This window comes from Synechococcus sp. WH 8109 (assembly GCF_000161795.2).
GTDB lineage: Bacteria > Cyanobacteriota > Cyanobacteriia > PCC-6307 > Cyanobiaceae > Parasynechococcus.
This window is the reverse complement of record NZ_CP006882.1, coordinates 1395163-1421874: the sequence shown is the minus strand read 5'-3', so window position 1 is coordinate 1421874 and position 26712 is coordinate 1395163. Positions and strand designations below refer to the sequence as shown.

Here is a 26712-nt window from a genome sequence, read left to right as displayed (position 1 = left end):
AGCTCCAGGCATCTGCCGCGATGCACGAATCTGCCACTGTATCTGGCGGCCCGATGGCCAAGCTGCGACAGGCGTTGAACCAGGCTCTTGCGGCTGTTCTCCTGGCAGGGATTGGCTTTTATCGGCGCTTCATCTCCCCGATGATTGGGCCCCGCTGTCGCTTCACGCCCACCTGCAGCGCCTATGGCCTGGAGGCCATCCAGAAGCATGGACCGTGGAAGGGGGGCTGGCTCACTGTGAAACGGCTGCTGCGCTGCCATCCCTTCACCCCCTGTGGCTGTGACCCGGTGCCCGATTGATGAAGCAGCTCACTCTTTACAGCCGCGTTGGTTGCTGCCTCTGTGAAGGCCTGGAATCCAGCTTGCGCGACCTCGATCTCAAGGAGTTCTCGATCGAGTTGGCGGTGATTGATATCGATGCGCCCGACACCCCTCAGGAGCTGAAGGCGCGCTACGACCTCCAGGTGCCCGTGCTCGTGCTGGATGGATCTGAGCTTCCGCGCGTTTCCCCGCGTCTCACGGGTGAGGGACTGTTGAATTGGTTGCAACGCTGTCTGTCCACGGCGCTCTGAACGGCTTAAAACTCCCTCAAGCACAGGGGTGATGGGATGACGCAGGCGTTGCATGCCCTGTTGAGAGACGCAGGTATCGCAGTGCCGCCGGGCCTGGTGAACCCTGGGTTGGAGGCGATCACCACCGATTCCCGTCGCGTCGGCCCTGGAACCTTGTTTCTCGGTCTTCCTGGCGAACGGGTGGATGGAGGCAGCTTCTGGGCCCAAGCCCTTGAGGCCGGGGCCGCCGCTGCAGTGATTGGAGCTGCAGCCGCTGCTGCAAAACCGCCAGCTGCTGATGACCCTGTGGTGGTGATCCAGGAGTCGGTGGCGCGTCGGATCGGTGAGCTCTCTGCGGCGTACTGGGATCACCCCTGCAGGCGCATGGTCCTGATTGGTGTTACCGGCACCAATGGCAAAACCACCACCACCCATTTGATCGAGCATCTGGCCGCTTCAACAGGCCAATCGGTGGGCTTGTTCGGCACGTTGGTGAACCGCTGGCCGGGCCACAGCATCACGGCCACGCATACCACGGCCTTTGCCGACCGCCTGCAGGGGCAACTCGCCGAGGCTGCCTCCGCCGGTTGCTGTCTGGCCGCGATGGAGGTGAGTTCCCACGCCCTGGCGCAGCAGCGGGTAGCGGGCTGCCGCTTCGCGGGCGCCGTATTCACCAACCTCACCCAGGACCACCTCGACTACCACGCCTCGATGGAGGACTACTTCGAGGCCAAGGCGTCGCTGTTTGCGGATCCTCTGCTGCTTGCCGACGGCGTGCGTTCGGTGGTCAACAGCGATGACCCCTGGGGGGCGCGCCTGGCCGAACGGCTCGGGGCCGCCTGTTGGCGCAGCTCTCTTGAGGATCCATCGGCCGAGTTGCACATGAGTGACCTGCAAATGACGGCTGCTGGGGTGGAGGGTCGCTTGATCAGTCCTGCGGGTGAGGGTCGTTTCCGTTCGCCCTTGTTGGGTCGCTTCAACCTGATGAACCTGCTGCAGGCGGTGGGGGTGTTACTTCAGCAGCAGCTGCCCTTGCCGGTGCTGCTGGAGGCCATCGGCCGTTTCGGTGGCGTGCCCGGCCGCATGGAGCGGGTGATCCTGAACGGGGTGGATGCAGTGAATTTGCCGCCGGTGCTGGTGGATTACGCCCACACTCCCGATGGCCTGGACAACGCGCTTTCTGCAGCGCGTCCGTTCTGCACCGGGCGGCTGATCTGTGTGTTCGGTTGCGGTGGTGATCGGGATCGGGGCAAGCGTCCTCAGATGGCGGCGATTGCGGCACGCCTGGCTGATCGCGTGGTGGTCACCTCCGACAACCCCCGCACCGAGGATCCTCAGCGGATCCTGGATGATGTGGTCGCGGGGATTCCGGCCGGCAGTGATCTGCTGGTGGAGGGTGATCGAGCCAAGGCGATTGCCTCAGCCATTGCCGAAGCTGAGCCGGATGATCTGGTGTTGGTGGCCGGTAAGGGGCACGAGGATTACCAGATTCTCGGTACCGAAAAGGTGCACTTCGACGATCGTGAGGAGGCGGAACGCGCCCTGCGATTGAGATTGTCTTGAAGCAAGGTGCTCTGACGCGGTTGATCTGAGCCGATCAAAGGGCGCTGATCGCGGCCACCAAAGCGTTGATGTCTTCGTCGGTGGTGGTGATGTGCGTGCAGGCTCTCAAGCAGCTGGGGTCCGCCAGATCGCGAATCCATAGTCCTTGGGCCCCCAGCTGATTCACATGCTCCGCAGGGGGTGCATCTCCAATGATCTGAAAGCTCACTAGTCCGCTGGCAGGCGCCACTTCCAGCAGTGGTTTGACGGCCTCCAGCTCTTGAAGTGCCTGCCAGAGGCTGCTGCTGAGGGTTCGAATGCGGTCCCAGCGTTGTTGGCCTGATCCCGCGTTCTCCAGCAGTTGCAGTGAGCAGCGCAGGCCGGCCATCAGGGGCACGCAGCTTGTGGCCACTTCAAAGCGGCGGCTGTCGTTGTGAAACAGATCAGTGCTGCTCAGATCAGCCTTGCTTTCATCGCGCAGGCTGCGCCAACCGATCACGGTTGGAGCCGCCTCGGCCACCACACGCTCGGACAGGGCCACACCCCCCAGACCTTCCGGTCCACAGGCCCACTTGTGCCCGGTGAAAGCGTAGATATCTGCCGCGGCAGCGGCGTCTTCGACGGAGATCTGTCCGAAGCTTTGCGCTGCGTCCACCAACAGAAAGGGCTGTTGGGGGTGCTGGCTGAGCTGATCGGCGACGGCGGCAATCGGCATCACCTGGCCTGTGTTCCAGAGCACATGGCTCAGCACCACCAGACGGGTGCGGGGGGTGAGGGTTTGGTCAATCGCCTCGACCACCGCGGCATCGCATTGGGTCTGAGCACCCCGCAGCTGTTTCACCGGCAGCACATCTATGGCGAGGTTCTGGCGCCGCGCCAGTTCCACGCATGCACTCACAACACCGGGGTGTTCGCAGTCGCTTATCAGCAGCCGGTCCCCTTCGGTAAGGGGCAACCCCCAGAGCGGCAGCACGCAGCCGCTGGTTACGTTTTCGGTGAGGGCAAGCCGATGGGGCGGAACACCGCAGCACTGGGCCAGAAGGCGGCGGGTGCTGTTCACCTCTTTGGCGATGTAGGGCCAAACATCTGCAGTGAAGGGTCCCAACTCCTGAATGCATTTCCAGCTCGCGGTGATCGCCTCAAGGGAAGAATTGGGCAAAGGCCCTTGGCCGCCGTAGTTGAAGTAGGTCTTGTTCTGCAGAGCAGGACACAGTGATCGCAACTTGTTTGTATCCATCTGGCTTTTGGCTGAATAGGGAGTGACTAAAGCTCTTAGCGCTCTTCTCTGAAAGTCATTGCCCTGCGAGCGATCTGAGCTTGTCTAAATAGAAGTGTGTCCTACTTCTTGAACAGTGAACGCCATGCGACATAGCTGCCGCCACCAAGCAGGACTAAGGGAAAAATCATCTTGCTGAAGGCCAGCAGGATGACTCCACCAAGGCCGATCAGTCCGACCTTCTTGACCATGGCCTGACCTTCGTCAGTAGTTGTTTCCCACCTGACCCTGGCCATAAAGACATTGAGGCTTTAAGTCTCTTTTAGGGGTCATCTGCTTTGGGTGCCACGGCCTTTACCCACCAGCTCATGCCACGTTGCTTTGTTTGAGCGCTAACTCCAGTCCGCTGGGAAGAGTTTTGTCTTGGTGGCGGTTAGGTGAGGCATGTCTTCTATGAGGTGCTGGGCTGCCCACACCCCTCGGACTACGCGGCATGCACCTTCCTGGTCGCTGACCCAGTAGTACTCCAATCCTTGTGGAGCGGTGGTGAGTTTGGTTGCTCTCACTTCATGGGTTCCAGCTGATCCAACAACTTGGTGGCAGGATTAGTCCTGACTGAGTAAACCGAGGCAGAACGTTCGGTGCGTTACAAAGATATGGATGCCAGCCGGTTAACCGTATCGAACATGCCCCGACATGGATCATTGGATAGCAGCTTTACTCAGACCATGGGTCTGATTTGGATTCATCTTGGGCCGCTTCACGTGCCGCGATGATCTCCTTGGCCTCTTGCTTCCAGGCTAATCCAATCGGATCGCCTTCCATCTTCAGGAGGTATTCAGCCTGGATAGCGAAGTAATCCTCTCTCATGATCCGCCCAGCCTTGATGAGGATTAAGGCTCGGACGACATGGCCGTGGCAGTCATACGGAGCACCTTCTCCGATGAAGCCCCCACCATTTTTTCGGCTGAACTCGCGGGAGTCGGAAACCAAGTCGATGGTTTTGCCTGCAATCACCTCTGCAGCACGCGCGCGCAACCAACGGTCAGCACCGTCGGGCATGTTCTCCTTCTGGAGCCACTCATCCCAGACGTAGTCGCGGTATGCATCAATCTGCTGTTCGCGCGTCCACTCTGGTTTCTTTTTCTCGAAGAAGTTGCCTACTGGTGATTGTTCACGGCTGATGAAGTAGCGCCGTGCCAGATCGGGACGCTGGGGCGATCTCGTCCCACGGTTTCCTTTTTGTGTAGTTGCACCAACCCAGTCAGAGCGAGTATCCGTTCTCCCCATAACTGCGATCGGATCGATCTCATCGTCATCAGTTTCATCCCAAGCGGATGGGCTGCCAACGACAGCCTCGGCAATCCAGGACAGCATTTCTTTGCTGTTCGTTCGCCAGTCCCATTTTTTGGCCCTCTTGCTCGTCATCGGCGTTTTCGGATCACTTCGTTCCCCTGGAGCTTTCTATGTACATCAATTGATAAGCGTAGTCTGCCGCTTCTGTTGGCTAATGAAACAGTGTTGGATTTTTCTTACTACAACGCAAACACTTTGTTTTCACTCCTGATGGACCTCCTCTTGGTGAGCAGGATAAATGTGTTTGAGCAGTAGCGCCCATTGCCCCATTCAGTGATTGATCTTCTCTGTCTTGCGGTTTCAGGGCTACGTCTTCGGCCAGTTGATGTAGACGCGATTCACGATCCGTTGCTAGTAATGCAAGTAAGACAAGATGGCCAGGAAAATGGCGGTCTTGGCTCAGGTGATCTGCTCTATGAGCTGCAGCGGATCACCTAGGCGTGAATTTGGCGGGGCGGAACGTAGCTGTAGTCCCTGCTGTTAATCCATTGTACGTGCATCGTTGCCGCGTCCGGCTTGAAGAGACGTAGTTTCTTCCGCAACTCGAACTTCAGCCACTCCTCTCCCCTCTGCTTTTCTGGCGCTTCGTGAAAGTTGCGGCCCTTTTTCGGCCTAGGCTATTAGTAGCCACATTGAGCTGTGAACAGAGGTTTTTACGTGAAACGACTGCCGGTACTCCTTTCTGTTCTGCTTGTTTCGGCTACCCCCGCTATTGCTTGGGAGAGGTTTGACCGAGACGAGGGATACAAAAACTGCGTCGATATGGCTCTAAGAGAATGGTTAGATCAGCGAAAATGGAGGTCTTTGAGCAGGGTGGAGAAGAGCACCTATAAGTCTTTGGCACACCAGCGCTGCAGTTCGCCAATTCCGCAACACCACCTGACTGGGGCGGCGAAATAAAGTTCAATCCCTCTTTTGGGTGTAACAGTCGAGGAATGAAGGCTGTGGAGAGAGTCGCTTAATATCTTTTTGCGTCAACACATCGTCTTTCCACTACTTCTTATTGCGGTGCCTTCAAATCAGCTGTGCTTGGCTGCTGAAGCGGAGTAGATTTTAAATAGAGGAACAATCCGGATGCCCTCACTTCAACCAATTCTCGTGTCCCTGCTCCTTGGTACAGCGGCTACCCCGCTTGTTGGCCTTCTAGGTGTAGAAGCCCAAACCGTTTCCCAGCCAGGTTATTCACGTACGACGAAGTGCTTTCGGGATGAATATAGGGAGGAATACGTTCCTGGCACAAAAAATAGGCCTGGATACGTACGGAATTGGACCGAAAAGGTTGAGATTGCCTGTTCTGACAGTCCGACTCAGGCATTTACGCAAAAATCCCAAGAAGCCGATATCGACAACAACGACTGCAGCCAGGGGAGCGTGATTGGTGGACTGCTTGGAGCTGGGCTAGGTGCGGCTTTGTCTAGGGACAAAGGCCGATGGGTGGGAGTACCTGTTGGGGCTGCAGCAGGAGCAATGGTCGGGTGCCAAGTCGATGGTGGCTAATTGAGTTGGCTTTTCACCTGATGCTCAATTGTGTGATGCTTGATATGGCTCTCAATTCACTTAGCTAAGGATCGAGTGGCACAAGAAAGTCACTAAGAAACCATGGAGGTTGCCCTGCATAGACAAATGTCAAGGTGTGAGATTGATCTTTGGAAGGGATTGGTGCTCGTTTTAGTCTTGGCGAAGTTTCTTCATTGCTAAAAGTCGAATGGATTCAATGTTCATGTCTCTAATTGTTAATTAGAGATTTTGTGGCGTATTCCCGTAGATGATGTGGGCAAGTATCATCACTATGCCGGCGATAGGTAGAACGATCGGGACCGGAATCATGTCAAGGACATCACTAGTCGCTTTTTAGGGCGAAGTGGCGTGAGTGGGTCGTAGTGTCACATGCCACTTTTTGAATGTTCACTTATCAGAGGCCTCCTGCGCAACGTATTTTCACTTGATGCGTTTACCGCCCGCTGAGGCTTGACCCTGCGCAAGAGGCGAGAGCTCATATAGAAAGATTGGCTAGTCCCGCGCGGGTTGTCTCTGCTGCCTGCCTTGCTTACTTGGGATGCTTTGCCTCTCTCCCTGCTCCAAGTCCTTCTCGATTCAACGGACAAGCCAGCGCACGAAATGGCTTGTGTGATTCATCAAGGACGAGTTCGCCAAGTGATTGAGCGTGCTGAAAGTGAAGTGAATCTTCATCGGATCTCGCATCAATATTCTCGGTCTAATCAGGGCTTAGGAAGAGTCAAGTGATGAAAGACGCTTGCTGGCAGTTGTCTCGGCATTCGTCATGTAATCCGACGTGCTGCAAGGAGCTGAGTCGGGTCCCTGAAGCTGGATGAGGACAAGCTATGAGTCGTCTACTCCCTACTGTCGCAGTTCTCGATGAGTAGAGAGGGGTAGTTGGCGAGGAAAAAACTCCTCGCGAGGTGGAAACAAGGCCACACTCCCGAGAGGTGTTTTGGAACCACTGCCTTTGGTGGATGGTTCTTTTTGCATACGCGCTGAAAAATGAAGAGATGCGGGCGGAGACATCGCACCATCGCGTCAGCCCCCTCTATCGGCACTGCTGACTTCCAACAGACGTGACCGAATCATTGATGCGGGACAACGGAACCGCGAGGAGAACTAGTTCTCCCCGAGCGATGCGGTCCCTTCCTTAACGCTGACGAGGAGAAGTGCAATCAAGTGCAATGCACTGAATCTTTCCCTTTATCTGAAGATGGGTTTAAGCGCAGAAAGCCAGCCCCATCACGCTTGTCGTGTGCTGGGACTGGATTGTCTGCCAGCTAACAGGTCGCTCTCCCGTGCTGCCGCGATGGCTCACTCAGCCGTAAGAGGAGATATCGCAGGAACTATTGATAGGGACGCTCCAGTGGTGCTGCACACCATTTTTCGAAGAGCTTTGGGATCAAGGATTTCTTCCATGAAGGTCCGACAAGCAGGTCGCGATGGCTGCAGAAAGTCCTTGTATTGCCCCCTATTTACTGCTAGCTAAGCGCCATGGGTGGTAAATCACACCAACGCGACAATCACGCTGGTCCTACACCTGCTGGATTCCCTTCTGGCAAAGTTGGCTAATTTCTCTTAGTCATAGACGTAAGCAGCTCCGCCACCAGCTGAAATTTCTGAGGGTCTTTTGCATAGGAGTGAGGACGCTTTCGCCTCCTATGCACGCATTGCCTGATGGCTTGCTGAGCAGGCGGCTGACTTGGTTCTTACGCGCTTTCTTCGCTGCCAGTCCAGCCTTGACTGCAATTCCTGCGGCCAATATCCCCAGCCCTCGCAGTCCAACCAACCGGTCTTGGATACTTCTGCAGCCTCCGCTCCTTCTCCCAGGACTGCTCCGAGAACCAACCAGGTGGTGGCGATAACGGCAGCTGTTCACGAACGTCACCTGACCTTGAACTGACTACCTGCAAAAGGTGAAGTGAGAAGACATTGCAGTCGAATGTCTTGCCCTTATTCCGGTACCGCCATTGCTTCTTGAGATTGAGGTGATGTACGGGGCGAGGTTGTTTCAGAAGCTGGAGACTGTCCTGAAGGGTTCTCCTCAGTACTTGTCACCGAGGCCATATCCTCGACGTCTGAAACCGGTTTATCAGTCGATTGATTTACTGAGGAATCAGGTTGAGATGGAGGGGCTGCGTCCCTAGTGGCGCAGTCGTGTCTGATTTTTTGGACATCCACTGCAAACTGATTGGCTGCTCCCCCTGCCAGTAATGCTTGCTGCATATCACCTAGTTCCTCCATCAGTACTGCAAATGCTCGGTATCGAGGAACAAGTAAGTCCATCCCTGCAGTGATCCTTCCGCTGTTGGCGCACAGCCCATCGAGGTCAACGTCTGCGACTTTCTCGAGGCTCATGTCTACCTCTTCGAGAAGCTCGTTGATTTGTACTCGAAGCTTCTCTGCAACCTGAGAGGCTGTCGGCTCCGAGGGTTCACAAGCAGTCAGCAATAGCAGCGGCAGAAGCAGCAGAAGTCTTTTCATACCTCTGATTGTGCCTTCATCTCGCTCCTGGAGCCCAGCCCATTTGCTTCTGTTCTAGGCAGCGGGGAAAGAAGTGGGTCGCCGGATTAGTTGGAGTGTGTAAGGCCCAACGTGATCGACGTTTGATCACAAGTGGTAGCTGCAGGTTGTTTGCCACTGATCACGACCGCCATAACCGTCGTTTTCCAAGTAGGTCAAACGAACATCGACACCGTTGCTTTCGTTGGCGAGATAGAGATGAGCTACGAAGACATAGCTCCCTGGATCCCAGAGAGCAGCTTTGATTGCCTGCTCACAGTTTTGAGCCAAGTCCTGACGCGAAGCGGCCTTCAACCTTTCGGCAGGCTCCACATAAGCCTTGAGCTCTTCGCATTTGAAATGTTTGTCTCCTGTTCCCGGTTCAGCCTTGTTGAGTTGGACACGAGTCCAGTCGCACCTCTTGTAGTCAGAGATGATCCCTGCACTCTTGAAATCAAAGTGGGCTTTGCCCTGCTTGTCGGTTAGAGCAGAAGAAGCAGCATCGTATCTAGCCAACTTTGTTGAGAGGAACGCGTCTGCATGGGTGTAGTAAGCCCGAGCTCCTAGGCCACTCACAGTCACAAGCACAGCCGAGGGAATCCATTGTCGCCTTCTCATTGGCCTATTAAGGCCGGAGCCAAGGATGTCAGCGGTAGCAATTCAGACCCTCGGCAGGATCAGGCTCAGTGGTGGCCCTTTGCAGCGAATGCTTTAGCTGACTGGCCGTGAGTGCAGTCAACAGCGTTGGAGCCTCCAACGAAAACAGCTAAGAACATGATCGCGACGATCACGCTGCCAAAGATGTAGGAGATAGAAGGTTTCATGCAGTTGAAGTTAACGGCGTTATCAGGCCCGGGTTACGTCATTTGATAAGTGGCCTACGTTTAAATCAGACCCAAGCAGGCTTAGGGCAACGCCTATCAGCAGAAGCTGCGGAATATTCCAGATATTCTTCCAACGTTTTACCTGCATAGAGGCAGCGCCGGTAATGCCCAACCTTCCGGAATAGGAAATCCATCTCCCGCTTCAGGTCACTCATGTTCTGCTCATATGCCTCTTCTGCTGACCTCAGCCTGTAGACGGCGTGCACGTACGCCTCCTCTGCATCTCGTAGCTTGTCCTGGGGTGTGAACGAGTCAAAGTTCTTCCGGAGTGACATGTGTCTAAACCGTTGTGGCAATGATGCCAGCGGTTTAGATCCTCGGGCAGCTGTGAGTCACGAGATCAGCGTTTACCTAGTTGACGATGTCTCAATCGTCTCGCCACCCCTTCCAAACTCCAGCGAAATTTTCTGAGGCCCGTCTACGTATTGGTATGGACCTTGAAGCCCCCATGCCCCTCCTTTTTTTAATTCCGCCGGACTGGGCAGTGGCTCAGTCCGCTGTACGAGTATTCCTCCAAGTCAACCTAGCTTCGATTGCGGTGCCCGCTGCGTGTTGCACCAGGGTCATAGACGAGGTCCGCCCCTCCCAGTTGGAAGAGACGGCCTAGCTAGCTGGTTCAGGGTTGGTCGATCAATGGGTGATCAGCCTCCAGTGGCTACACCCACAACAACCGTCGCAATTGAAACAACGATCCCTCCCCACTTCACCCATTCCGTGCCGTGATCATGAGTGTTGGCGAAGAGAAGAGCGCCAAGCTGAATAACAACAAGCTTTTCGAACATGACAGAAGAGCCAATGGCGGCCTCTTTGTAACCTGAAGAACGTGTTCGCGCGGTTACATTCTTTTTCAAATTGTGTATCGCTTGTTACTTTTAGTGTCCTGCCTCAGGGCGTTATCGGCTGACTGTGTCGACCAAATTACGTGACTAAAGGTGTGACTAATGCTTTCTGGTCTCCTCTTTGAAAACCACTGCGTTGCAAGCGATCTGAGCTTGTCCAAAGAGAATTTCGTCCTAGTTGAAGTGCGTCTTGTTCAAAAGGGCAGGGCAGAGGTCGCGGATGGTCGCTGCAATGGCGTGAGCTAAAGAATCGGTCTCACCTCATTGGCAGTGGCTTCATCGCTCTTCAGGGTCTTCGCTTTTTGGTCAACGACTCAGGCCCACCTTTTTCTGAACTGTTTTTCAGCTGTTCGTTCCATCTGCCATCCCGACCAACGTCGCCATTCGATTTCCGCTGCTGTCAGGCATTGATCGGCGAGCGTTTCCTTTTGATTGTTCGCGGTGCCAAACCGGATGGGACAAGCAGGACCAGCGTTCACCTCGAGCTCCCGAAGTGATTCAACCTTGTCGTGCAGGTTGAATGGATGGTGGTTGTGTTTGCTACCGAACTAAATTGATCAGTATTTCAACTCAGCTTGTCGTCCAATATGTGGGTTTGGCCGACTTCAGCTGGCCTTGAGGTACACCTTGCGACCATTTGCATCCACCTTGTAGCGCCCCCCCCGTGGCCCGATGTGAATCACATCGGTGGTTGATGTGTTGATCGGTGTTGGTGGCTCCAGAGGTTCCAGCTCGACTTCGGCGGGGGCTTGAATCTCAGGCGTTTGTGTTCTCAGGTGTGGTGCGGCCTTGAAGATATTTAGCCCGAGCTTGCGATACAGAAAATCTGCAATACGCATGACGCATTACTGGAACTACCTTTTATTTTCCGGCGATGTCAAGTGTGTGTGATGTGGCTGATCCAAGCGCCCAGTTCCAATTGCCTCACCCCTGATTGTTCGGCGACTCCGTTCGAGTGCTTTGCACGTCGGGAAAGTGCATGTTCATGCATTCGGGACAGATGCCATGGCTGAAATTCAGCGTGCTGTGCTGCATCAGGAATCGTTCGATCGGCTGCCAGACCCCTTCGCTGTCGCGGATTGATTTGCAGTAACTGCAGGTGGTGATTAAGCCTTGAGCGTGATGCATTTGGCAGAACTCATCCATCAGGGCAAGGGATCGGCGTCTTAGTTCCAAAAGTGTGGTGGCCTGTTCCGCCAGGCCTTCCATCACCTTGTATTGCGAATTCGTGAGTGATTTGGGAATGCGATCAATTACGCAAAGCGTTCCAATGCGGTGGTTAATGTCTGTTTTCAGCGGGAAGCCCGCATAAAGCCGGATGTGGGGTTCTTCCTGAACGAGGGGGTTGTCGCGGAATTTCTCATCAAATAGCGCGTCCTCCACCACTAGAGGTTTGGAATCGAGGATCGTATGGGCACAGAAGGAGATATCCCGGGTGGTTTCGCTGGCCTCAAGCCCCACCTTCGATTTGAACCACTGACGCTTCTCGTCCACCAAGGAGATCAGGGCAATCGGAGATTGACAGATCTCTGACGCCATCCGGGTGATGTTGTCAAACGCTTTCTCAGGCTTGGTTCCCAGGATCCGATATTCACTGAGTGATCTCAGCCTGGCTGCTTCGTTGATCGGCTTGGGCGCTGCCTGCATTGGCTTGCCTCGTTAGGCATGCCAATGGTCTAAGGCATGATTTTTTTGTTTTCTGTAAACATGCAGTGCGAAAAATCTCACTTTATTGATTTTACTCTTTTCGACTAATTAATCCCTGGAGCTGCTTCGTAGAGCCATACGCTGCGGCCATCCCTGAGGGTAGCGCTGCTGCGTTGGTACACATCAGGCACCTCCTCCCAATCATCCAAGGCTGGCCAACAAGGCTCGGGCACCCAATAAACCTCTCCTGAAACGGCCCCTTTGCCCCGCAGCAGCATCGGGTAGCCCCGGTGCTGGATCTCGATGAAGCCGTCAACTATGCCGTCTCGGTCGCGTTTAGCGCCCTTCAGCAAGTGATGGGCGCTGCCGTTGCTTTTGATTGATCCGTAGACGAAGAGGCGCTTCAGAGCACCTGCACCACTTCACTCACTTCAGGGATCGACTCGCGCATCTTGCGTTCGATGCCCATCTTCAAAGTCATCGTGCTGCTGGGACAGCTGCCGCAGGCGCCCTGCAGGCGCACCTTCACGATCGGGCCGTCCAGTTCCACCACTTCAACATTGCCGCCGTCGGCCATCAGGAAGGGGCGCAGCTCATCCAGCACCTTCTCCACGTTCTCAAGCGTGAGGGCCATGGTTTCAGTGCTCATCGGGATGAACCAGACGTCAAGGCTTCAAGGTTAAGGAGTGGCCCCATAGGGTGACGAGAGCGGTTAACCCTCCAGCTCCGGTGCAGCACGACGGTTCGTTCAACCCAGAGGCCCACTACGACGCCGTGCTGGTGGGCGCTGGAATCATGAGCGCCACCCTGGCGGCGCTGCTGCATGAACTCGACCAGCAGCTGCGGATTCTTCTGGTGGAGCGCCTCGAGGCGCCTGCTCTGGAGAGCAGCGCAGCGGTGAACAATGCCGGTACCGGCCATGCCGCCAACTGCGAGTTGAACTACACCCCGATGCAGGCGGATGGCACCGTCGCGACGGCCAAAGCGGTGGCCATCAATGCCTCGTTTGAACGCAGCCTTGAGTTCTGGAGTTCGCTGCAGGAGCGGCGCGACCTCGACACCAGCAGCTTCCTTCACCAGGCGGCTCACATCAGCGCCGTGTGGACGCCGGAGAACATTGCCTTCTTGCGTCAGCGCTTCAGCCAACTGAAAGACCTACCGGCCTTTGCTCGGATGCGCTGGAGCGAAGACCAGAGCGAGCTCACCGAGTGGATGCCCCTGGTAATGGCGGGACGCGATCTCAAGCAGCGATTGGCGGCCACCCGAATTGACCGGGGTACGGACGTGGATTTCGGCACCCTCACCCGGGCCTATTTGATGCCGTTGCAGCAGAGAGGAGCGCTCAGCGTTGAGTACGGCACCCAGGTTCAAGACCTCAAACGCCTGCGTCGCAGCGACATGACCGAGGCCGACTGGCGCGTGGTGCTTCAAGGGCCCTCCGGCAAAAAGGAAGTGCGTGCCCCCTTTGTCTTCCTTGGTGCCGGGGGTGGTGCCCTGCCGCTCCTGCAACGCTCCGGGATTCCGGAGGCGGCTGATTTTGCGGGCTTCCCTGTGAGTGGCCTCTGGTTGGTTTGCGGTGATGCCCAGCTGGCGGATCGTCAGCGGGCCAAGGTTTACGGCAAGGCGGCGGTGGGAGCTCCACCGATGTCGGTGCCCCACCTCGACACTCGCTGGATCGATGGCAAGCGGTCGCTGCTGTTCGGCCCCTTTGCCGGCTTCAGTAGCAAGTTCCTCAAGCAGGGTTCCCTGTTGGACCTCCCCGCTTCCGTGAGGGCCACCAATTTGCTGCCCATGCTGCAGGTGGGGGCTACCAATTTCGAATTGGTGCAGTATTTGATCAATCAGCTGCGCCAGAGCCCAGCAGAGCGGCATGAGGCGCTGCAGCAGTTCATGCCCACAGCCCGCACCGAAGACTGGACCCTCTCGGTGGCGGGCCAGCGGGTGCAGATCATCAAACGCAGCAAGCAGGGCGGACGGCTGCAGCTGGGAACTGAGGTGGTGGCCTCCGGCGATGGCTCCCTGGCGGCGTTGCTGGGAGCCTCCCCAGGAGCGAGTACGGCGGTGACGATCATGTTGGAAGTGCTGCAGCGCTGTTTCAAGGAACGGTTCGACAGCTACGCCTGGCAGCAACGCCTGCAAGCGCTCTTGCCCAGCATCCATGAAGATCCCCAGCAGGATCCCCAGGTGTTGAACCGGATGCGGGAACGCAGCGATGCCCTGCTGGGTCTCACCGCCTGAGCCTCATTCCCCCAGATTCACCAACACCACCCCGGTAGTGATTAGAGCGATGCCAATCAATTGGGCGGGCTGCAGCGTCTGGCTGTAGGCAAACCGGCCAACCAGCACGATTACCACAGTGCCAATGCCGCTCCAAAGGGCATACGTAATCCCAAGGGGAATACTTAGCACCACCTTGGAGAGCAGGGCCATCGCAAGGGCATAGGCGCTGAACACCAGCAGTGTGGGCAGCGGTCGGGTCATGCCTTCCGAAAGCCGCAGGCAGGAGGTGCCTATCACCTCAGCGCTGATCGCTAGCAGTAGCAGGGTCCAGGGATTGCTCATGACCACTGGTGCCGCTCCTTAGGATTGTGCCAACGACGCTTTCTGGACCCGAGACGGGATTCCGCCGCTGCATGACCGACGCCCCCGTCTCACGGATCCGCAATTTCTGCATCATTGCCCACATCGACCACGGCAAGTCGACCCTGGCCGACCGCTTGCTGCAGGACACGGGCACCGTGGCCAACCGGGACATGCAGGACCAGTTCCTGGACAACATGGATCTGGAGCGGGAGCGGGGGATCACGATCAAGCTCCAGGCTGCCCGGATGAACTACACGGCGGCCGATGGGGAGGAGTACGTCCTCAACCTGATCGATACCCCAGGCCACGTCGACTTTTCCTACGAGGTGAGCCGCAGCCTTCAGGCCTGTGAGGGGGCGCTGCTGGTGGTGGATGCCAGCCAGGGCGTGGAAGCCCAGACCCTGGCCAACGTGTATCTGGCGCTGGCTAACGATCTCGAGATCATTCCGGTGCTCAACAAGATCGATCTTCCCGGTGCCGATCCGGATCGGATCAAGGAGGAGGTGGAGGCGATCATCGGCCTCGATTGTGATAACGCCATTCCCTGCTCGGCCAAGACCGGTATGGGTGTGCCCGAGATCCTGCAGGCGGTGGTGGACCGTGTGCCCCCACCGAAGGATGCGGTGGAGGAGCCCACCAAGGCCCTGATTTTCGACTCCTATTACGACCCCTACCGGGGTGTGATCGTCTACTTCCGGGTGATGAGCGGCCGGATCAACTGCAAAGACAAGGTGCTGTTGATGGCCAGCAAGAAGACCTATGAGCTCGATGAGATCGGGATCATGGCGCCCGATCAGAAGAAGGTGGATGAGCTCCACGCCGGTGAGGTGGGCTACTTAGCGGCGTCGATCAAGGCCGTGGCGGATGCCCGTGTGGGCGACACGATCACCCTGGTGAACGCACCGGCGGATGAGCCGTTGCCGGGCTACACCGAGGCCAAGCCGATGGTGTTCTGCGGTTTGTTCCCCACCGAAGCCGACCAGTACCCGGATCTGCGAGATGCCCTCGACAAGCTGCAGCTCTCTGATGCGGCGCTGAAGTATGAGCCGGAAACCAGCAGCGCCATGGGCTTCGGCTTCCGCTGCGGCTTCCTTGGCCTCCTTCACATGGAGATCGTGCAGGAGCGGCTCGAGCGTGAATACGACCTGGATCTGATCGTCACCGCGCCATCGGTGATCTACAAGGTGAACATGATCGATGGCTCGGAAGCGATGGTGGACAATCCCGCCACGCTCCCTGATCCGCAGAAGCGCGAGTCGATCGAAGAGCCCTACGTGCGCATGGAGATCTATGCACCGAACGAATACAACGGCGCCTTGATGGGCCTGTGCCAGGAACGGCGTGGGGATTACATCGACATGAAGTACATCACCACCGATCGGGTGACGTTGATCTATGAATTGCCGCTGGCTGAGGTGGTGACCGACTTCTTCGATCAGATGAAGACGCGCACTCAGGGCTATGCCTCGATGGAATACAGCCTGATCGGCTATCGCAAGAACCAGCTGGTGCGCCTGGATGTGTTGATCAACGGCGAGCGCGCTGATGCCCTCACCACGATCGTCCATCAAGACAAGGCCTACAACGTGGGTAAGGCCTTGGTGGAGAAACTCAAGGAACTCATTCCCCGCCAGCAGTTCAAGATCCCCATTCAGGCATCCATCGGCAGCCGGATCATTGCTTCTACCAGCATCAGCGCCATCCGTAAGGATGTGCTCGCCAAGTGCTACGGCGGTGACATTTCACGGAAGAAAAAACTGCTGAAGAAGCAGGCCAAGGGCAAGAAGCGGATGAAGGCGATGGGCAAGGTGGATGTGCCCCAGGAGGCCTTCATGGCGGTGCTAAAGCTGAATGATGGAGGGGGGAGCTGATTTCTATCAGTTGGTGATGTCATGGCGGCCATCCCTAAAGATGATCACTTCGACATTGTCCGCTTCTCCATTACAGGCTGACCAGCAGCTGTTGTCGCCAGCGGTAACGGGACGCCATGGCTTCATTCTTCCGCGGTTAGGGAGACAATGCATCCGCCTGAGGCCAACCTGCCCGTGACCCGCAGCCTCTCCACCCGCATGGCCCGCTGGGGCCTGGTGATTGTGGGGATCTACCTGCTGGTGGCCTTGATCACGCCGTTGTTGGTGAGTGCTGGCATCCTTCCGGACGCCAATGTCGGCCTGGAGAATCCGATCTACGCCGGTCCAAGTTGGACCCATTGGTGCGGCACCGACCGGCTCGGCCGGGATGTGTGTGTGCGCACCATGGCCGGCAGTGGAGTAGCGCTTCAGGTGGTGTTGTTGGCGGTGGGTGTGGCCCTGCTGGTCGGTGTGCCTCTGGGAATGGTGAGTGGGTATTTCGGCGGCGCAGTCGATCGCCTGATGGTGCTGCTGATGGACACGCTCTACACGCTGCCGGTGTTGTTGCTTTCGGTGGTGTTGGCTTTTCTGCTGGGCAAGGGCATCCCCAATGCCGCTGCCGCGCTTTGTGTCGTGTATGTGCCGCAGTATTTCCGCGTGGTGCGCAACCAAACCGCCCAGGTGAAGAGCGAGCTGTTTGTGGAGGCCGCCCAGAGCCTCGGGGCGGGACCGCTCTGGATCCTGCGGCGCTATATGTTCCGCAACGTGATCACCTCGGTGCCGGTGCTGCTCACCCTCAATGCCGCTGATGCGGTGCTAGTGCTGGGGGGATTGGGATTTCTCGGCCTGGGCCTGCCGGAGACAGTGCCGGAATGGGGTGGCGATCTCAACCTTGCACTCGCAGCAGTGCCCACCGGGGTGTGGTGGACGGCGCTCTTCCCCGGCCTGGCGATGTTTGTGTTGGTGCTGGGGCTGTCCTTCCTTGGTGAAGGCATCGAGGCCTGGGTGAGCGGCGCAGAAGCCCGGCCTGCGTCAAACTAAGCACATCGGCACGGGTGTGATGGCCTGGTGGATCACCTTGCTGTTGCTAAGCATGGCCGCGTTGCTCTGGAAAAAGAGCTGCGACAGCACCGATGACGTGATCGCTTTGCTCGAGCGGATCCTGGCCACCACCTTGCTGCTGGTAGTGGTGCTGGTCAGCCGCAATCTGCTGTTGGAAACGACGGTGTTGATCACCGCGGTTCAGTTGCCTGGGGTGCCGCGGCGACCGCGTTGATCTCAGGCTGTTTTCGGTGCCTTCACCTCACGGATCGAAATCCGGCAGGAGCTGGGGAAGATGGCGTGGGCAGCTTCCACGGCATGGCTGAGATCGTCAGACTGGAGTAATTCTTCGCCCCATTCGGTGCCGCAGTGGTAGGTGACCGCATACTGGTGCAGCTTTTTGTTGTCCATTGCTGACAATCCGCTGCTTTGGTTATGGCCCAGGGTTCACAGAGATGCAAGTCTTCTGTTGAATCAGCAGCGCAGCTTCACAGTTCGCGGCAACTCCTCCATCAGCTCACCCTGCTCATTTAAGCCGGGGTAAGGCCGTTCCTGCTCCCGGCACCAGTGGCCACCTCGGAGTAGGACCACTCAAAAAGCAACTGCTGGTAGTGCTCTGGCTTCAGGCCTTCTCCCTGAGTTGGAGCCAGTCCGGCCACCTGGCGTTGGCGCAGCGCCTCAAATAGCAGGGTTGCGGTGGCGACCGACACGTTCAGGGACTGCACCATGCCGCGCATCGGGATGAACAGCGCTTCATCCATCAGGTCCTGGGCCTGATCGGTCAGCCCCCATTTCTCAGCCCCGAGCACGAAGGCGGTGGGCCCGGTGAAGTCGCACTCCCGGTAGTCCTTGGCATCCACTCCGAGATGGGTTCCGTAGAGCCGGAACCCTTTCGCTTTGAGATGGCGGATGGCTGTTTCGGTGTCGGGATGGTCGTGCAGAGGCACCCATTTCTGGCTGCCCTGGGCGGTGCTGTTGAAGGTGCGTGGCCGCCCGTTAAAACTCACCGCGTGGGCTTCCAGCGCCCCGACGGCATCACAGCTGCGCAGGATGGCGGAGAGGTTGTGCGGTTTCTCCACGTGTTCGAGCAGCACCGTGAGATCCGCCATGCGGTGGTTCAGCACGGATTTCAGCCGCTCAAACCGTCGCGGCAGCAGGGGCATGGGCGGTCAATCGGGTGAGAGCAACAGGTTGGGGTCATTCCGTGCTTGGGGTCTGGGACGACAATCAAGAAGTCAGCGCTTCCGTCGCCATTCAGATCCCGCCCAAGGATCCCTCCGTTGAACCGTACGTCTCCGGCGGCATGTTTGATCAGCGTGTCTGGAACCAGGTGGCCCGTATCCCCCACGGCCGCTTGGCGACCTACGGCCAGATCGCCGATTTAATCGGTGCCTTTGGTTGTGCACGTCAGGTGGGTTGGGCCTTACGACGTCTCAAGCTCCCGTCCACCGTTCCCTGGCACCGCGTGGTGAACGCTCAGGGCCGGATTTCGATGAGCCTCAGCCGTGAGGGCAGTGACTGGATCCAGCGTGACCTTCTGCTGGCTGAGGGCATTCCGGTGGATGCGGAAGGACGCTTGCCGCTGCGTCAGTTCCTCTGGCACCCGGACGCCCATGCTGGGGATTGATGCGTGCTGCTCTTGTCTGATTCGGCTCCGATTGGACTGCTGCCGCGCCGTCTCGCCTGGGATGTGTTGCAGGCGGTTGCGGCTGGGGCCTATGCCGATGTGGCGCTGGAGCGGGTTCTGCGGATGCAGGACCTCAAACCTTCGGATCGGGGGTTGGTGACCGAGCTTGCCTATGGCGCGATCCGCCAACGGCGCACTCTGGATGCCTGGTTGGATCGGTTGGGCAAGGTGCCAGCTGCAAAGCAACCGCCCAAGCTGCGCTGGCTGCTGCATGTAGGTCTCTATCAACTGCTGTTGATGGAGCGGATTCCAGATTCAGCAGCGGTGAACACCGCTGTGGAGTTGGCTAAAACCAGCAAGGGATTGGCACGACTGGCCCCTGTGGTGAATGGGGTTCTGAGGGCGGCGCTGCGGGCGCGGGAGGCCGGCGAAACCCTGCAATCGCCCAACGATCTGGCAGCTCAGCTGGCCCAGTCCCAGTCCCTGCCGGATTGGTTCACCCAGCTGTTGATCGAGTGGCGCGGGGCAGAGGGGGCCGCGGCGGTGGCAAGCGCCTGCAACCGCGTGCCGGATCTGGATTTACGGGTAAACCGGTTGCGATCGAGCCCTCCGCAGGTGCAGCAGGATCTGGCCGCGGCTGGCATCAGCAGTGAGCCCATCGTTGGTTGTCCCGATGGCCTGCGCATCTCAGGCCACAGCGGCGATCTGCGCGACTGGCCTGGCTATGCCGAGGGCCATTGGTGTGTGCAGGATTGTTCGGCGCAATGGATTGCACCTCTGCTCGATCCCAAGCCGGGAGATCGCATCCTGGATGCCTGCGCGGCTCCGGGAGGAAAAGCCACCCATTTGGCCGAGTTGGTGGGTGATCAGGCGGAGATCTGGGCTGTGGACCGTTCAGCTGGACGGCTCAAGCGCGTTGTGGCCAATGCCGCCCGGCTTGGCCTCGCTTCCATCAATGCCCTGGCTGCGGATGCCGCCAATCTTTTGGAGCAGCGGCCCCAATGGCGTGAATCCTTCCAGCGGATTTTGATCGATGCCCCCTGCTCGGGGCTGGGAACCCTTGCCCGTCACCCCGACGCTCGTTGGCGCGTGACGCCTCAATCCGTTCGTGGTCTTTTGCCCCAACAACAGGCTCTGCTGGATGGGCTTTTGCCGTTGTTGGCTCCCCAGGGAGTGTTGGTGTACGCCACCTGCACCATTCATCCCGATGAAAATCAGAAACAGATCCAGGAGTTGTTGAAGCGCCAGCCAGCTCTTCGCCTGGAGCAGGAGAGCCAGCTCTGGCCGGATCAAGCCAGCGGGGGGGATGGGTTCTACTCGGCTGTGCTGCAGCGTACTTAGGGCCTTGGATCAATCCCGGGTCCAGCGGCGTCCCTGGCGTTCAACGCTCCTATCTGGAGAACTGTTTCTCCAGAGATAGGGCGTCCGGCGAGGCGGAGGTGCCATGGGCGTTAGGGCGGGCAGGTCGGTCTCAACAGTCGGTTGGGCTGCACCAGGCTCGTTGGAGGCCTTGGTCTTAGGTGGTTTTGCAATCGTTTTCGGGTCGACAGCCAAACGCACTTTTCGGTTCAGCTTGGGTTTCTCGGGGAAGTTACGGACGGGGATCTCGTCCTTGATCTGGAGCATGAATTGTTTCCAAGCCCATGCCGCCTCGCCGCTGGTGCTCTTGGTGGCGCGATCGTCGTCGTATCCGAACCAGACGCCCGTTGTGAGCTGAGGAATCGACCCGATGAACCAGAGATCACGGGTGTTCTCTGACGTTCCCGTTTTGCCGGCCACCTGTCGATCATCAAGTTTGGCGGCGATGCCGGTGCCGCCGGTCACCACCCGCTGCAACATCCAGTTCATGGTGTCCGCTACATCGCTATCAATCGCCCGCTTGCCTCGGTAGTCGCTCAGGCGCCGGCTCCAGAGCAGCTCATTCTTCGGTCCACGGATTTCCTCAAAGGGGCTGGGTGTGAAGAACACCCCGCGGTTGGCCATGCCGGCATAGGCGGCGGTCATGTCGAGGATGGTTTGCTCGTAGGCCCCGATGGCCATTGGGTAGTACTTGCCGAGAGGTCGATCGGTGCCGATGTTGAAGTTGTTGGCAATCTCAATGACGGCATCAAATCCAACGATGTCTTGCAGTTGAACCGCCACCGTGTTGAGTGAGTTCTTAAGGGCATCGGCCAAGGAGATGTTGCCGAAGTACTTGTTGCCAAAGTTTTTGGGGCAGTAGCCGTTCCAGCACCGCTTGGCATCAAACACTTTGGTTTCGGGCTTCATGCCCCGATCAATGGCCGCGGCGTAGGGAAACAGCTTGAAAGTAGAGCCCGGAGAGCGCAGCGCCAGAATGGTGCGGTTGAACTGGCTCTTGGAGAAATCCTTGCCGCCCACCATCACTCGCACCAGTCCGTTGCCTGGATCGATCGAAACCATCGCGCCTTCGGTGTCGAATGGGGCATTGGCTCGAATCACCTGCTGAGCTTTCTTCTGCCAGTCGAGATTCAGGCTGGTGCGCACCTTGACCCCGCCCACTTCCAGCTGTTCTGGCGTCAAGAATTTGGGCAGCTCCTGGGCAATCCAGGTAGTGAAGTAAGGCGCTGAACTGTTGAAGTACTTAGGTGTTGCAGGCATCAGTCCGAGGGGGCTGTTGCGACCGCTCTCTGCTTCGGTTGTGGAGATGAATCCGGCCTGGGCCATGCGATCCAGAACGATCGAGCGCCGCTCCTTGGCCAGATCAGGGTTCACCAGGGGTGAATAAATCGATGGAGCTGGCGGCAGCCCAGCGATCATGGCTGCTTCAGGAACCGTGAGCTGCTCAGGGGTTTTGGAGAAGTAGATCCAGGCCGCATCGGCAACGCCATAGGCGCCGGAGCCCAGGTAGACGTAGTTGAGGTACTGCTCGAGGATCTGCTGCTTGCTCAGCTGGCGCTCCAGCTTCATGGCCAGAGCCGCCTCCTTGAGTTTTCGGGTGATCGTGCGGTCCTGGCTCAAAAAGACTGTTCGAGCCAGCTGCTGGGTGATGGTGCTTGCCCCTTCCCGAACCGCTCCTTGGCGGACATTGGTGACGATGGCCCTGGCGATGCCCCAGCCATCCACACCGTCGTGCTGATAGAAGCGACGGTCTTCGGCGGCGATGAAAGCCTCAGCCACCGTTGGCGGCATCGCACCGGGTTTGACCTTCTCTCGCGTCGCTGGCCCCAGCTTCTGGATCACCTTGCCCTTGGTGGAGAGCAGGGTGATCGTTCCCGGCCGATTGAAGCTGGCTATCCCCCGGGAATCCGGAAGCCTGGCATCCACCAATTCAGTCAGAGCACGCATGCTCAGGGCAGCTCCCACGCCCACTGCAGCTGCTGTGCCAGCGATCAGTGCCCAGTGCAGGCGGGAACGGTTCACATCACCTGGGTCAAGGGGCTGTGGCCCACGGCCAGAGCGGTCACCAACATGCCGAGCACCAAGAAGGGCTGGGCACTGGCCTGATATTTCACGTCAAAGGCCACGGGGTCTCTCAGTAACCAGATGTCCTGGAAGGTGATCTGGGGAACTATCAAGAGAACCAGCAGAACCGCTGCGAAATGCTGGCCGATCCCGATCAAGACGGCAACCATCGCCAGTTGAAAAACATCGATCATTGCGGCGCTGATCCAACTGGCCCGTTCGATGCCAAAAACCACGGGCAACGACTGAAGTCCTAGTTCACGGTCGCCCTCAACGCTCTTGAAGTCGTTGACGACAGCGATGCCAAGACCTGCAAGGCTGTAGGCCAGGGTGAGCAGTGCTGTGCCCCAGGTCAGTTGTCCAAACAAGGCCTGGCCGGCCCACCAGGGCAGGGCGATGTAGCTGGCACCGAGGGCGTAGTTCCCCAGCCAGCCGTTCTGCTTGAGCTTCAGCGGGGGGGCTGAATAGATGTAGCTCACAAAGGAGCCTCCCAAGGCCAGCAGAAAAACCACAGGGGTGGTGTGGCCGGCCCATCGGTCGAGTCCGTAGGACACGCCCAAACCCGCGAGCAGCAGCACCCAGATCTGCAGCTTCACCTGGCCCAAGGGAATTGCTCCCGATGGGATCGGTCGGTAGGGCTCGTTGATCGCGTCGATCTCGCGGTCGTAGTAGTCGTTGATGGTCTGGGTGAAGCCCGCCAGCAGGGGACCGCTCATCAACATGCAGGCGAAGGCGGCGAGCACGTGGTCCACACGCCACTCATAGTTGCCGCTGGCCGCGGCACCACAGATCACCCCCCATATCAAGGGGATCCAGGTGACCGGTTTCATCAGCTGCAGCCGCAGCTTCCAGATGTTGGTGGTGCCTGAGGCACCCTTCATCCCAAGCAGCTGACGCGCGTCGCTCACAGAGACAGTCCTCAGGCGGCGGCGATTTCGTCTTCGAAGAACCAGCTGGTGGAGCCATCGCTGAGCTCAATAACCACACCGATTCCCTTGCCGTCGACGGTGCGGAAATCCTTCACCGTGCCGTTGGCATCCTTTTTCAGAAGATCAACCATGGCTTGGGGAATGCGATCACGCACGCGGGTCACGCGGACCTTGGAGCCGATCGAAATGGCGTCAGCCTGGGACATAGCCTGCGAGGCTTGGAGAGTGGCGCAACCCTAACAGTCGCTTTTCGCCGAATCGATGGTTGCTCTGCGTCTGATTCCCTGCCTGGATGTCGCCCGAGGACGGGTGGTGAAAGGTGTCAATTTCGTTGGCCTGCGCGATGCCGGTGATCCGGTTGAGCTGGCTTGCCGTTACAGCCGGGCAGGGGCGGATGAACTCGTGTTCCTCGACATCGCAGCCAGCCATGAGGGGCGCGGCACCCTGATCGACATGGTGCGTCGCACAGCTGAATCGGTCACGATCCCTTTCACGGTTGGCGGTGGCATTAGCACCGTTGAGGGAATCACCGAGTTGTTGCGGGCCGGTGCCGACAAGGTGAGCCTCAACTCCTCGGCGGTGCGGCGTCCTGAGCTGGTGCGAGAGGGGGCCGATCAGTTCGGCTGCCAGTGCATTGTCGTGGCCATTGATGCCCGGCGGCGCAATGCCGGCGGCTGGGATGTGTATGTGAAGGGAGGCCGCGAGAACACCGGCCTCGATGTTGTGGAGTGGGCTCAGCGGGTGGCTGGTCTCGGGGCTGGAGAGATCCTGCTCACCTCCATGGATGGTGATGGCACCCAGGCTGGTTACGACCTCGCCCTGACCCGGGCCGTGGCCGATGCGGTCCCCATCCCGGTGATCGCCTCCGGTGGTGCGGGCTGCCTGGATCACATCGCTGAGGCGTTGAACGTGGGTCCTGAGGGAGGCCATGCTTCCGCAGCCTTGCTGGCCTCGTTGCTGCACGACGGTGTTCTCACCGTGGAACAGATCAAGCAAAATCTGCTTTCCCGTGGCCTGACGATCCGTCCATGAAGCCTGGTGATCCCGCGGCGGTGGAACAGCTGTTTGACGCTGTCGCTCCCCGCTACGACCGCCTCAACGATGTACTCAGTTTCGGGTTGCATCGCCAGTGGAAACGTCAGTTGGTGCGCGCCCTCAAGCCGGTGGCTGGCGAGCATTGGCTGGATCTGTGCTGCGGAACGGGGGACCTGGCCTTGGAACTGGGGCGATGTGTTCGTCCCGCTGGTGCGGTGACTGGTCTGGATGCCGCTGCTGCTCCCATTGAGCGCGCCCGCCAGCGCCAGCGTCAGCAGCCCTGGTTGCCGGTGGCCTTCCGGCAAGGGGATGCTCTGCAAACCGGCTTGTCCACAGCTTGCGCTGATGGTGCGGTGATGGCCTATGGATTGCGCAATCTGGCGGACCCCCTGCAGGGGCTGAAGGAACTGCGCCGGCTGTTGAAGCCAGGCGGGCGCGCTGGGGTGCTTGATTTCAACCGTCTGCCCCAAAGCGGTGCGGCGGCTGCCTTTCAGCGCTTCTATCTGCGTCGCCTGGTGGTGCCCGCTGCCGCCTCTGTGGGCTTACGTGAGGAGTACGCCTACCTGGAGAAAAGTCTGGAGCGCTTTCCTACGGGGCTTGAACAGGAGCGGCTGGCGCGGCAGGCGGGATTTGCCGAAGCGAACCACCGCGCGCTCGTGGCCGGACAGATGGGCATTTTGATCCTCAGGGCATGAATCTTCGCCTGTGTCGCTTGCGACACACCCCGTCGCTGACGTAGGAAAGCTGAAAAGAACGTTAAGGGGAGGTTCGGGTTTGGCGTTTCCGCTGCCGAAGCTGCTGCCCCGCATCGAAGAGCTGCTTCAGGAAGTGCAGTGGCTGGATGGTCTGATCCTGATCACCGACTCCTACCGCGCCTGTTTCGTCTCCTTCTCGCAGGTGGATCCACTGTTGCGTCGCCTGCGCCAGCGCCCCAAGGGGCCAGAGGTCGCTGAAAAGCTCTGTATGTCCTTGCTGGATTGCCATGGCAAGGGGGGTGCAAAGCCCGTCCTGGTCTTTCAGGGGGATGGCAGTTTCTGGCTCGGAATGATTGGTCCCAGCGGCAACAATCCGCATCGCCATCACGCCATCGCGCACCTCCACCGTTGCCTGGCTTTGGAGGGCTGACCGGCCACTGGGCAGAATCGGAACCCAGGTAGCCCCGGCCCAGTGCATTTTCAGGACATCATCAGCACGCTCAACCGGTTCTGGGCGGACCAGGGGTGTCTGTTGCTGCAGCCCTACGACACCGAGAAGGGTGCCGGCACCATGAGCCCCCACACGGTGCTCCGGGCAATTGGCCCTGAGCCCTGGGTCGTGGCCTATCCCGAACCCTGCCGTCGCCCCACCGACGGCCGTTATGGCGACAACCCCAACCGGGCCCAGCACTATTTCCAGTACCAGGTGCTGATCAAGCCATCCCCAGATGGCATCCAGGAGACCTACCTGGCGTCACTGGAGGCGTTGGGCATCAAGGCCGCTGATCACGACATCCGTTTCGTCGAAGACAACTGGGAGTCCCCAACCCTCGGCGCATGGGGTGTGGGTTGGGAGGTATGGCTCGACGGCATGGAGGTGACCCAGTTCACCTATTTCCAGCAATGCGGCGGCATCGATTGCAAGCCCGTTTCGATTGAGATCACCTACGGCCTCGAGCGGCTGGCGATGTATCTCCAAGACGTGGAAAGCATCTGGGACCTCAGCTGGAACAGCGAGCGCAGTTACGGCGAGATCTGGCTGCCGTTTGAAAAGGGGCAGTGCCACTTCAACTTTGAGGCCTCCAATCCCGAGCGGCTCAAGCAGTTGTTCGCCATCTATGAAGCGGAAGCGGCAGATCTGATCGAGCAGCAGCTGCCGGCACCGGCCTTGGATTTCGTTCTGAAGTGCAGCCACACCTTCAACCTGCTGGAGGCCCGTGGCGTGATTTCCGTGACGGAGCGCACCGCCACCATCGGTCGGATTCGCAACCTGGCTCGCAAGGTGGCCGAGGCCTGGCTGGCGGAACGGGAGGCCCTTGGTTTCCCGCTCTTAAAAGGGGGAACTCTCGAGACAGCGGTCTGATGGTTTCTGTGTCGACGTCGTTCTGCTGATGCCATTGCCCTGTGTCTCCTGGCGCTCCTTGTGCTTCGAGGGGTTTTGTGGGGGGCGCCGAGTCGAGCCCATTCATCTCGCCTGATCCAGACGCCACCGG

General features: G+C 58.5%; 29 protein-coding genes and 1 pseudogene. 14 read left to right on the top strand and 16 right to left on the bottom strand.

The genetic code is table 11. The annotated features are described in order from the left end of the window. Positions 1 to 20: 20 nt before the first annotated feature. The 3 genes from yidD to Syncc8109_RS07755 are packed head-to-tail and all read left to right on the top strand — an operon-like array spanning position 21 to position 2113. Positions 21 to 299, top strand: a complete 279-nt coding sequence (gene yidD / locus Syncc8109_RS07765) for a membrane protein insertion efficiency factor YidD (RefSeq protein ID WP_025362425.1) — start codon at positions 21 to 23, stop codon at positions 297 to 299. Continuing rightward, positions 299 to 571 carry a glutaredoxin family protein gene (locus tag Syncc8109_RS07760; protein ID WP_006851812.1) on the top strand — a complete coding sequence of 91 codons (273 nt, stop codon included), beginning with the start codon at positions 299 to 301 and terminating at the stop codon, positions 569 to 571. The genes yidD and Syncc8109_RS07760 overlap by 1 nt, the downstream gene beginning before the upstream one ends. A 36-nt stretch (positions 572 to 607) precedes the next feature. Beyond that, on the top strand, positions 608 to 2113 hold the full coding sequence (locus tag Syncc8109_RS07755) for a UDP-N-acetylmuramoyl-L-alanyl-D-glutamate--2,6-diaminopimelate ligase (RefSeq protein ID WP_025362424.1): 1506 nt from the start codon (positions 608 to 610) through the stop codon (positions 2111 to 2113). Between the two features lie 34 nt (positions 2114 to 2147). On the opposite strand, the gene Syncc8109_RS07750 is transcribed toward Syncc8109_RS07755, so the two are convergent. The 3 genes from Syncc8109_RS07750 to Syncc8109_RS07745 form a co-directional block, all read right to left on the bottom strand. Continuing rightward, positions 2148 to 3329, bottom strand: a complete 1182-nt coding sequence (locus Syncc8109_RS07750) for an aminotransferase class V-fold PLP-dependent enzyme (RefSeq protein ID WP_006850645.1) — start codon at positions 3327 to 3329, stop codon at positions 2148 to 2150. Positions 3330 to 3430: 101 nt separating this feature from the next. Then, positions 3431 to 3559, bottom strand: a complete 129-nt coding sequence (locus tag Syncc8109_RS13090) for a hypothetical protein (RefSeq protein WP_006850687.1) — start codon at positions 3557 to 3559, stop codon at positions 3431 to 3433. Between the two features lie 466 nt (positions 3560 to 4025). Continuing rightward, positions 4026 to 4736, bottom strand: coding sequence for a hypothetical protein (locus Syncc8109_RS07745; RefSeq protein ID WP_025362422.1), 711 nt, complete (start codon positions 4734 to 4736; stop codon positions 4026 to 4028). 1002 nt (positions 4737 to 5738) lie between these two features. Between Syncc8109_RS07745 and Syncc8109_RS11845 the strand changes: the two genes are divergently transcribed. Continuing rightward, positions 5739 to 6161, top strand: a complete 423-nt coding sequence (locus Syncc8109_RS11845; RefSeq protein WP_025362421.1) for a glycine zipper 2TM domain-containing protein — start codon at positions 5739 to 5741, stop codon at positions 6159 to 6161. Between the two features lie 1956 nt (positions 6162 to 8117). On the opposite strand, the gene Syncc8109_RS07735 is transcribed toward Syncc8109_RS11845, so the two are convergent. The 7 genes from Syncc8109_RS07735 to Syncc8109_RS07705 form a co-directional block, all read right to left on the bottom strand. Beyond that, positions 8118 to 8648, bottom strand: coding sequence for a hypothetical protein (locus Syncc8109_RS07735; RefSeq protein ID WP_025362420.1), 531 nt, complete (start codon positions 8646 to 8648; stop codon positions 8118 to 8120). 126 nt (positions 8649 to 8774) lie between these two features. Then, positions 8775 to 9182, bottom strand: coding sequence for a hypothetical protein (locus Syncc8109_RS07730; RefSeq protein WP_006852037.1), 408 nt, complete (start codon positions 9180 to 9182; stop codon positions 8775 to 8777). 1009 nt (positions 9183 to 10191) lie between these two features. Next, positions 10192 to 10332 (bottom strand): hypothetical protein, encoded by a 141-nt coding sequence (locus Syncc8109_RS12915; RefSeq protein WP_006850417.1) that lies wholly within the window; start codon positions 10330 to 10332, stop codon positions 10192 to 10194. A gap of 662 nt (positions 10333 to 10994) precedes the next feature. Continuing rightward, the gene (locus Syncc8109_RS07720) at positions 10995 to 11228 is read right to left on the bottom strand and encodes a hypothetical protein (protein ID WP_006849809.1); all 234 of its coding nucleotides are present in this window, start codon (positions 11226 to 11228) and stop codon (positions 10995 to 10997) included. Positions 11229 to 11313: 85 nt separating this feature from the next. Continuing rightward, positions 11314 to 12036: a GAF domain-containing protein gene (locus tag Syncc8109_RS07715; RefSeq protein WP_006850495.1), complete on the bottom strand. Its 723-nt coding sequence runs from the start codon at positions 12034 to 12036 to the stop codon at positions 11314 to 11316. Between the two features lie 104 nt (positions 12037 to 12140). Next, positions 12141 to 12389: a gamma-glutamylcyclotransferase family protein gene (locus Syncc8109_RS07710; protein WP_006851194.1), complete on the bottom strand. Its 249-nt coding sequence runs from the start codon at positions 12387 to 12389 to the stop codon at positions 12141 to 12143. A gap of 50 nt (positions 12390 to 12439) precedes the next feature. Beyond that, positions 12440 to 12685, bottom strand: coding sequence for a NifU family protein (locus Syncc8109_RS07705; protein ID WP_011128549.1), 246 nt, complete (start codon positions 12683 to 12685; stop codon positions 12440 to 12442). Between the two features lie 80 nt (positions 12686 to 12765). Here Syncc8109_RS07705 and Syncc8109_RS07700 point away from each other — a divergent pair, with 80 nt between their 5' ends. Then, positions 12766 to 14274 (top strand): malate:quinone oxidoreductase, encoded by a 1509-nt coding sequence (locus Syncc8109_RS07700; RefSeq protein WP_006850067.1) that lies wholly within the window; start codon positions 12766 to 12768, stop codon positions 14272 to 14274. 3 nt (positions 14275 to 14277) lie between these two features. On the opposite strand, the gene Syncc8109_RS07695 is transcribed toward Syncc8109_RS07700, so the two are convergent. Continuing rightward, positions 14278 to 14598: a multidrug efflux SMR transporter gene (locus tag Syncc8109_RS07695; protein ID WP_006850814.1), complete on the bottom strand. Its 321-nt coding sequence runs from the start codon at positions 14596 to 14598 to the stop codon at positions 14278 to 14280. A gap of 71 nt (positions 14599 to 14669) precedes the next feature. Between Syncc8109_RS07695 and lepA the strand changes: the two genes are divergently transcribed. From lepA to Syncc8109_RS07680, 3 genes are all read left to right on the top strand, one after another. Further along, positions 14670 to 16490 carry a translation elongation factor 4 gene (gene lepA, locus Syncc8109_RS07690; protein ID WP_006851640.1) on the top strand — a complete coding sequence of 607 codons (1821 nt, stop codon included), beginning with the start codon at positions 14670 to 14672 and terminating at the stop codon, positions 16488 to 16490. Positions 16491 to 16637: 147 nt separating this feature from the next. Further along, positions 16638 to 17510, top strand: coding sequence for an ABC transporter permease (locus Syncc8109_RS07685; RefSeq protein WP_006851561.1), 873 nt, complete (start codon positions 16638 to 16640; stop codon positions 17508 to 17510). 19 nt (positions 17511 to 17529) lie between these two features. After that, positions 17530 to 17745, top strand: coding sequence for a hypothetical protein (locus Syncc8109_RS07680; RefSeq protein WP_006851700.1), 216 nt, complete (start codon positions 17530 to 17532; stop codon positions 17743 to 17745). Between the two features lie 2 nt (positions 17746 to 17747). Here Syncc8109_RS07680 and Syncc8109_RS12650 read toward each other — a convergent pair whose 3' ends face one another. Continuing rightward, entirely contained in the window at positions 17748 to 17921 is a 174-nt protein-coding gene (locus Syncc8109_RS12650; RefSeq protein WP_006851163.1) for a hypothetical protein, read from the bottom strand. 63 nt (positions 17922 to 17984) lie between these two features. Then, positions 17985 to 18673 (bottom strand): annotated as a pseudogene (trmH, locus tag Syncc8109_RS07675) (tRNA (guanosine(18)-2'-O)-methyltransferase TrmH). 140 nt (positions 18674 to 18813) lie between these two features. Between trmH and Syncc8109_RS07670 the strand changes: the two are divergent. Then, complete coding sequence (locus Syncc8109_RS07670) at positions 18814 to 19137, top strand: MGMT family protein (RefSeq protein WP_045172952.1); 324 nt, start codon at positions 18814 to 18816, stop codon at positions 19135 to 19137. 3 nt (positions 19138 to 19140) lie between these two features. Then, on the top strand, positions 19141 to 20478 hold the full coding sequence (locus Syncc8109_RS07665; RefSeq protein ID WP_006849748.1) for a 16S rRNA (cytosine(967)-C(5))-methyltransferase: 1338 nt from the start codon (positions 19141 to 19143) through the stop codon (positions 20476 to 20478). A gap of 9 nt (positions 20479 to 20487) precedes the next feature. Here the strand turns inward: Syncc8109_RS07665 and Syncc8109_RS07660 are convergent, their stop codons facing one another. From Syncc8109_RS07660 to Syncc8109_RS07650, 3 genes are read right to left on the bottom strand one after another with little or no spacing between them, the layout of a single operon-like run. Then, complete coding sequence (locus tag Syncc8109_RS07660; RefSeq protein ID WP_006851268.1) at positions 20488 to 22518, bottom strand: transglycosylase domain-containing protein; 2031 nt, start codon at positions 22516 to 22518, stop codon at positions 20488 to 20490. Further along, a complete protein-coding gene (gene chlG / locus Syncc8109_RS07655) occupies positions 22515 to 23468 on the bottom strand; it encodes a chlorophyll synthase ChlG (protein WP_006850250.1) in 954 nt (317 codons plus the stop codon). The genes Syncc8109_RS07660 and chlG overlap by 4 nt, the downstream gene beginning before the upstream one ends. A gap of 11 nt (positions 23469 to 23479) precedes the next feature. Continuing rightward, positions 23480 to 23695 carry a DUF2862 domain-containing protein gene (locus Syncc8109_RS07650; protein WP_006849696.1) on the bottom strand — a complete coding sequence of 72 codons (216 nt, stop codon included), beginning with the start codon at positions 23693 to 23695 and terminating at the stop codon, positions 23480 to 23482. A gap of 55 nt (positions 23696 to 23750) precedes the next feature. On the opposite strand from Syncc8109_RS07650, the gene hisF reads away from it, so the two are divergent. The 4 genes from hisF (at position 23751) to glyQ (ending at position 26582) form a co-directional block, all read left to right on the top strand. Beyond that, positions 23751 to 24521, top strand: a complete 771-nt coding sequence (gene hisF, locus Syncc8109_RS07645) for an imidazole glycerol phosphate synthase subunit HisF (protein ID WP_006851401.1) — start codon at positions 23751 to 23753, stop codon at positions 24519 to 24521. Beyond that, complete coding sequence (ubiE, locus tag Syncc8109_RS07640) at positions 24518 to 25219, top strand: bifunctional demethylmenaquinone methyltransferase/2-methoxy-6-polyprenyl-1,4-benzoquinol methylase UbiE (protein ID WP_006850571.1); 702 nt, start codon at positions 24518 to 24520, stop codon at positions 25217 to 25219. Before hisF ends, ubiE begins: the two co-directional genes overlap by 4 nt. Before the next feature lie 79 nt (positions 25220 to 25298). Then, positions 25299 to 25649 carry a hypothetical protein gene (locus tag Syncc8109_RS07635; RefSeq protein WP_006851941.1) on the top strand — a complete coding sequence of 117 codons (351 nt, stop codon included), beginning with the start codon at positions 25299 to 25301 and terminating at the stop codon, positions 25647 to 25649. A gap of 42 nt (positions 25650 to 25691) precedes the next feature. Then, a complete protein-coding gene (glyQ, locus tag Syncc8109_RS07630; protein ID WP_006850102.1) occupies positions 25692 to 26582 on the top strand; it encodes a glycine--tRNA ligase subunit alpha in 891 nt (296 codons plus the stop codon). The last annotated feature ends 130 nt before the right edge of the window (positions 26583 to 26712 follow it).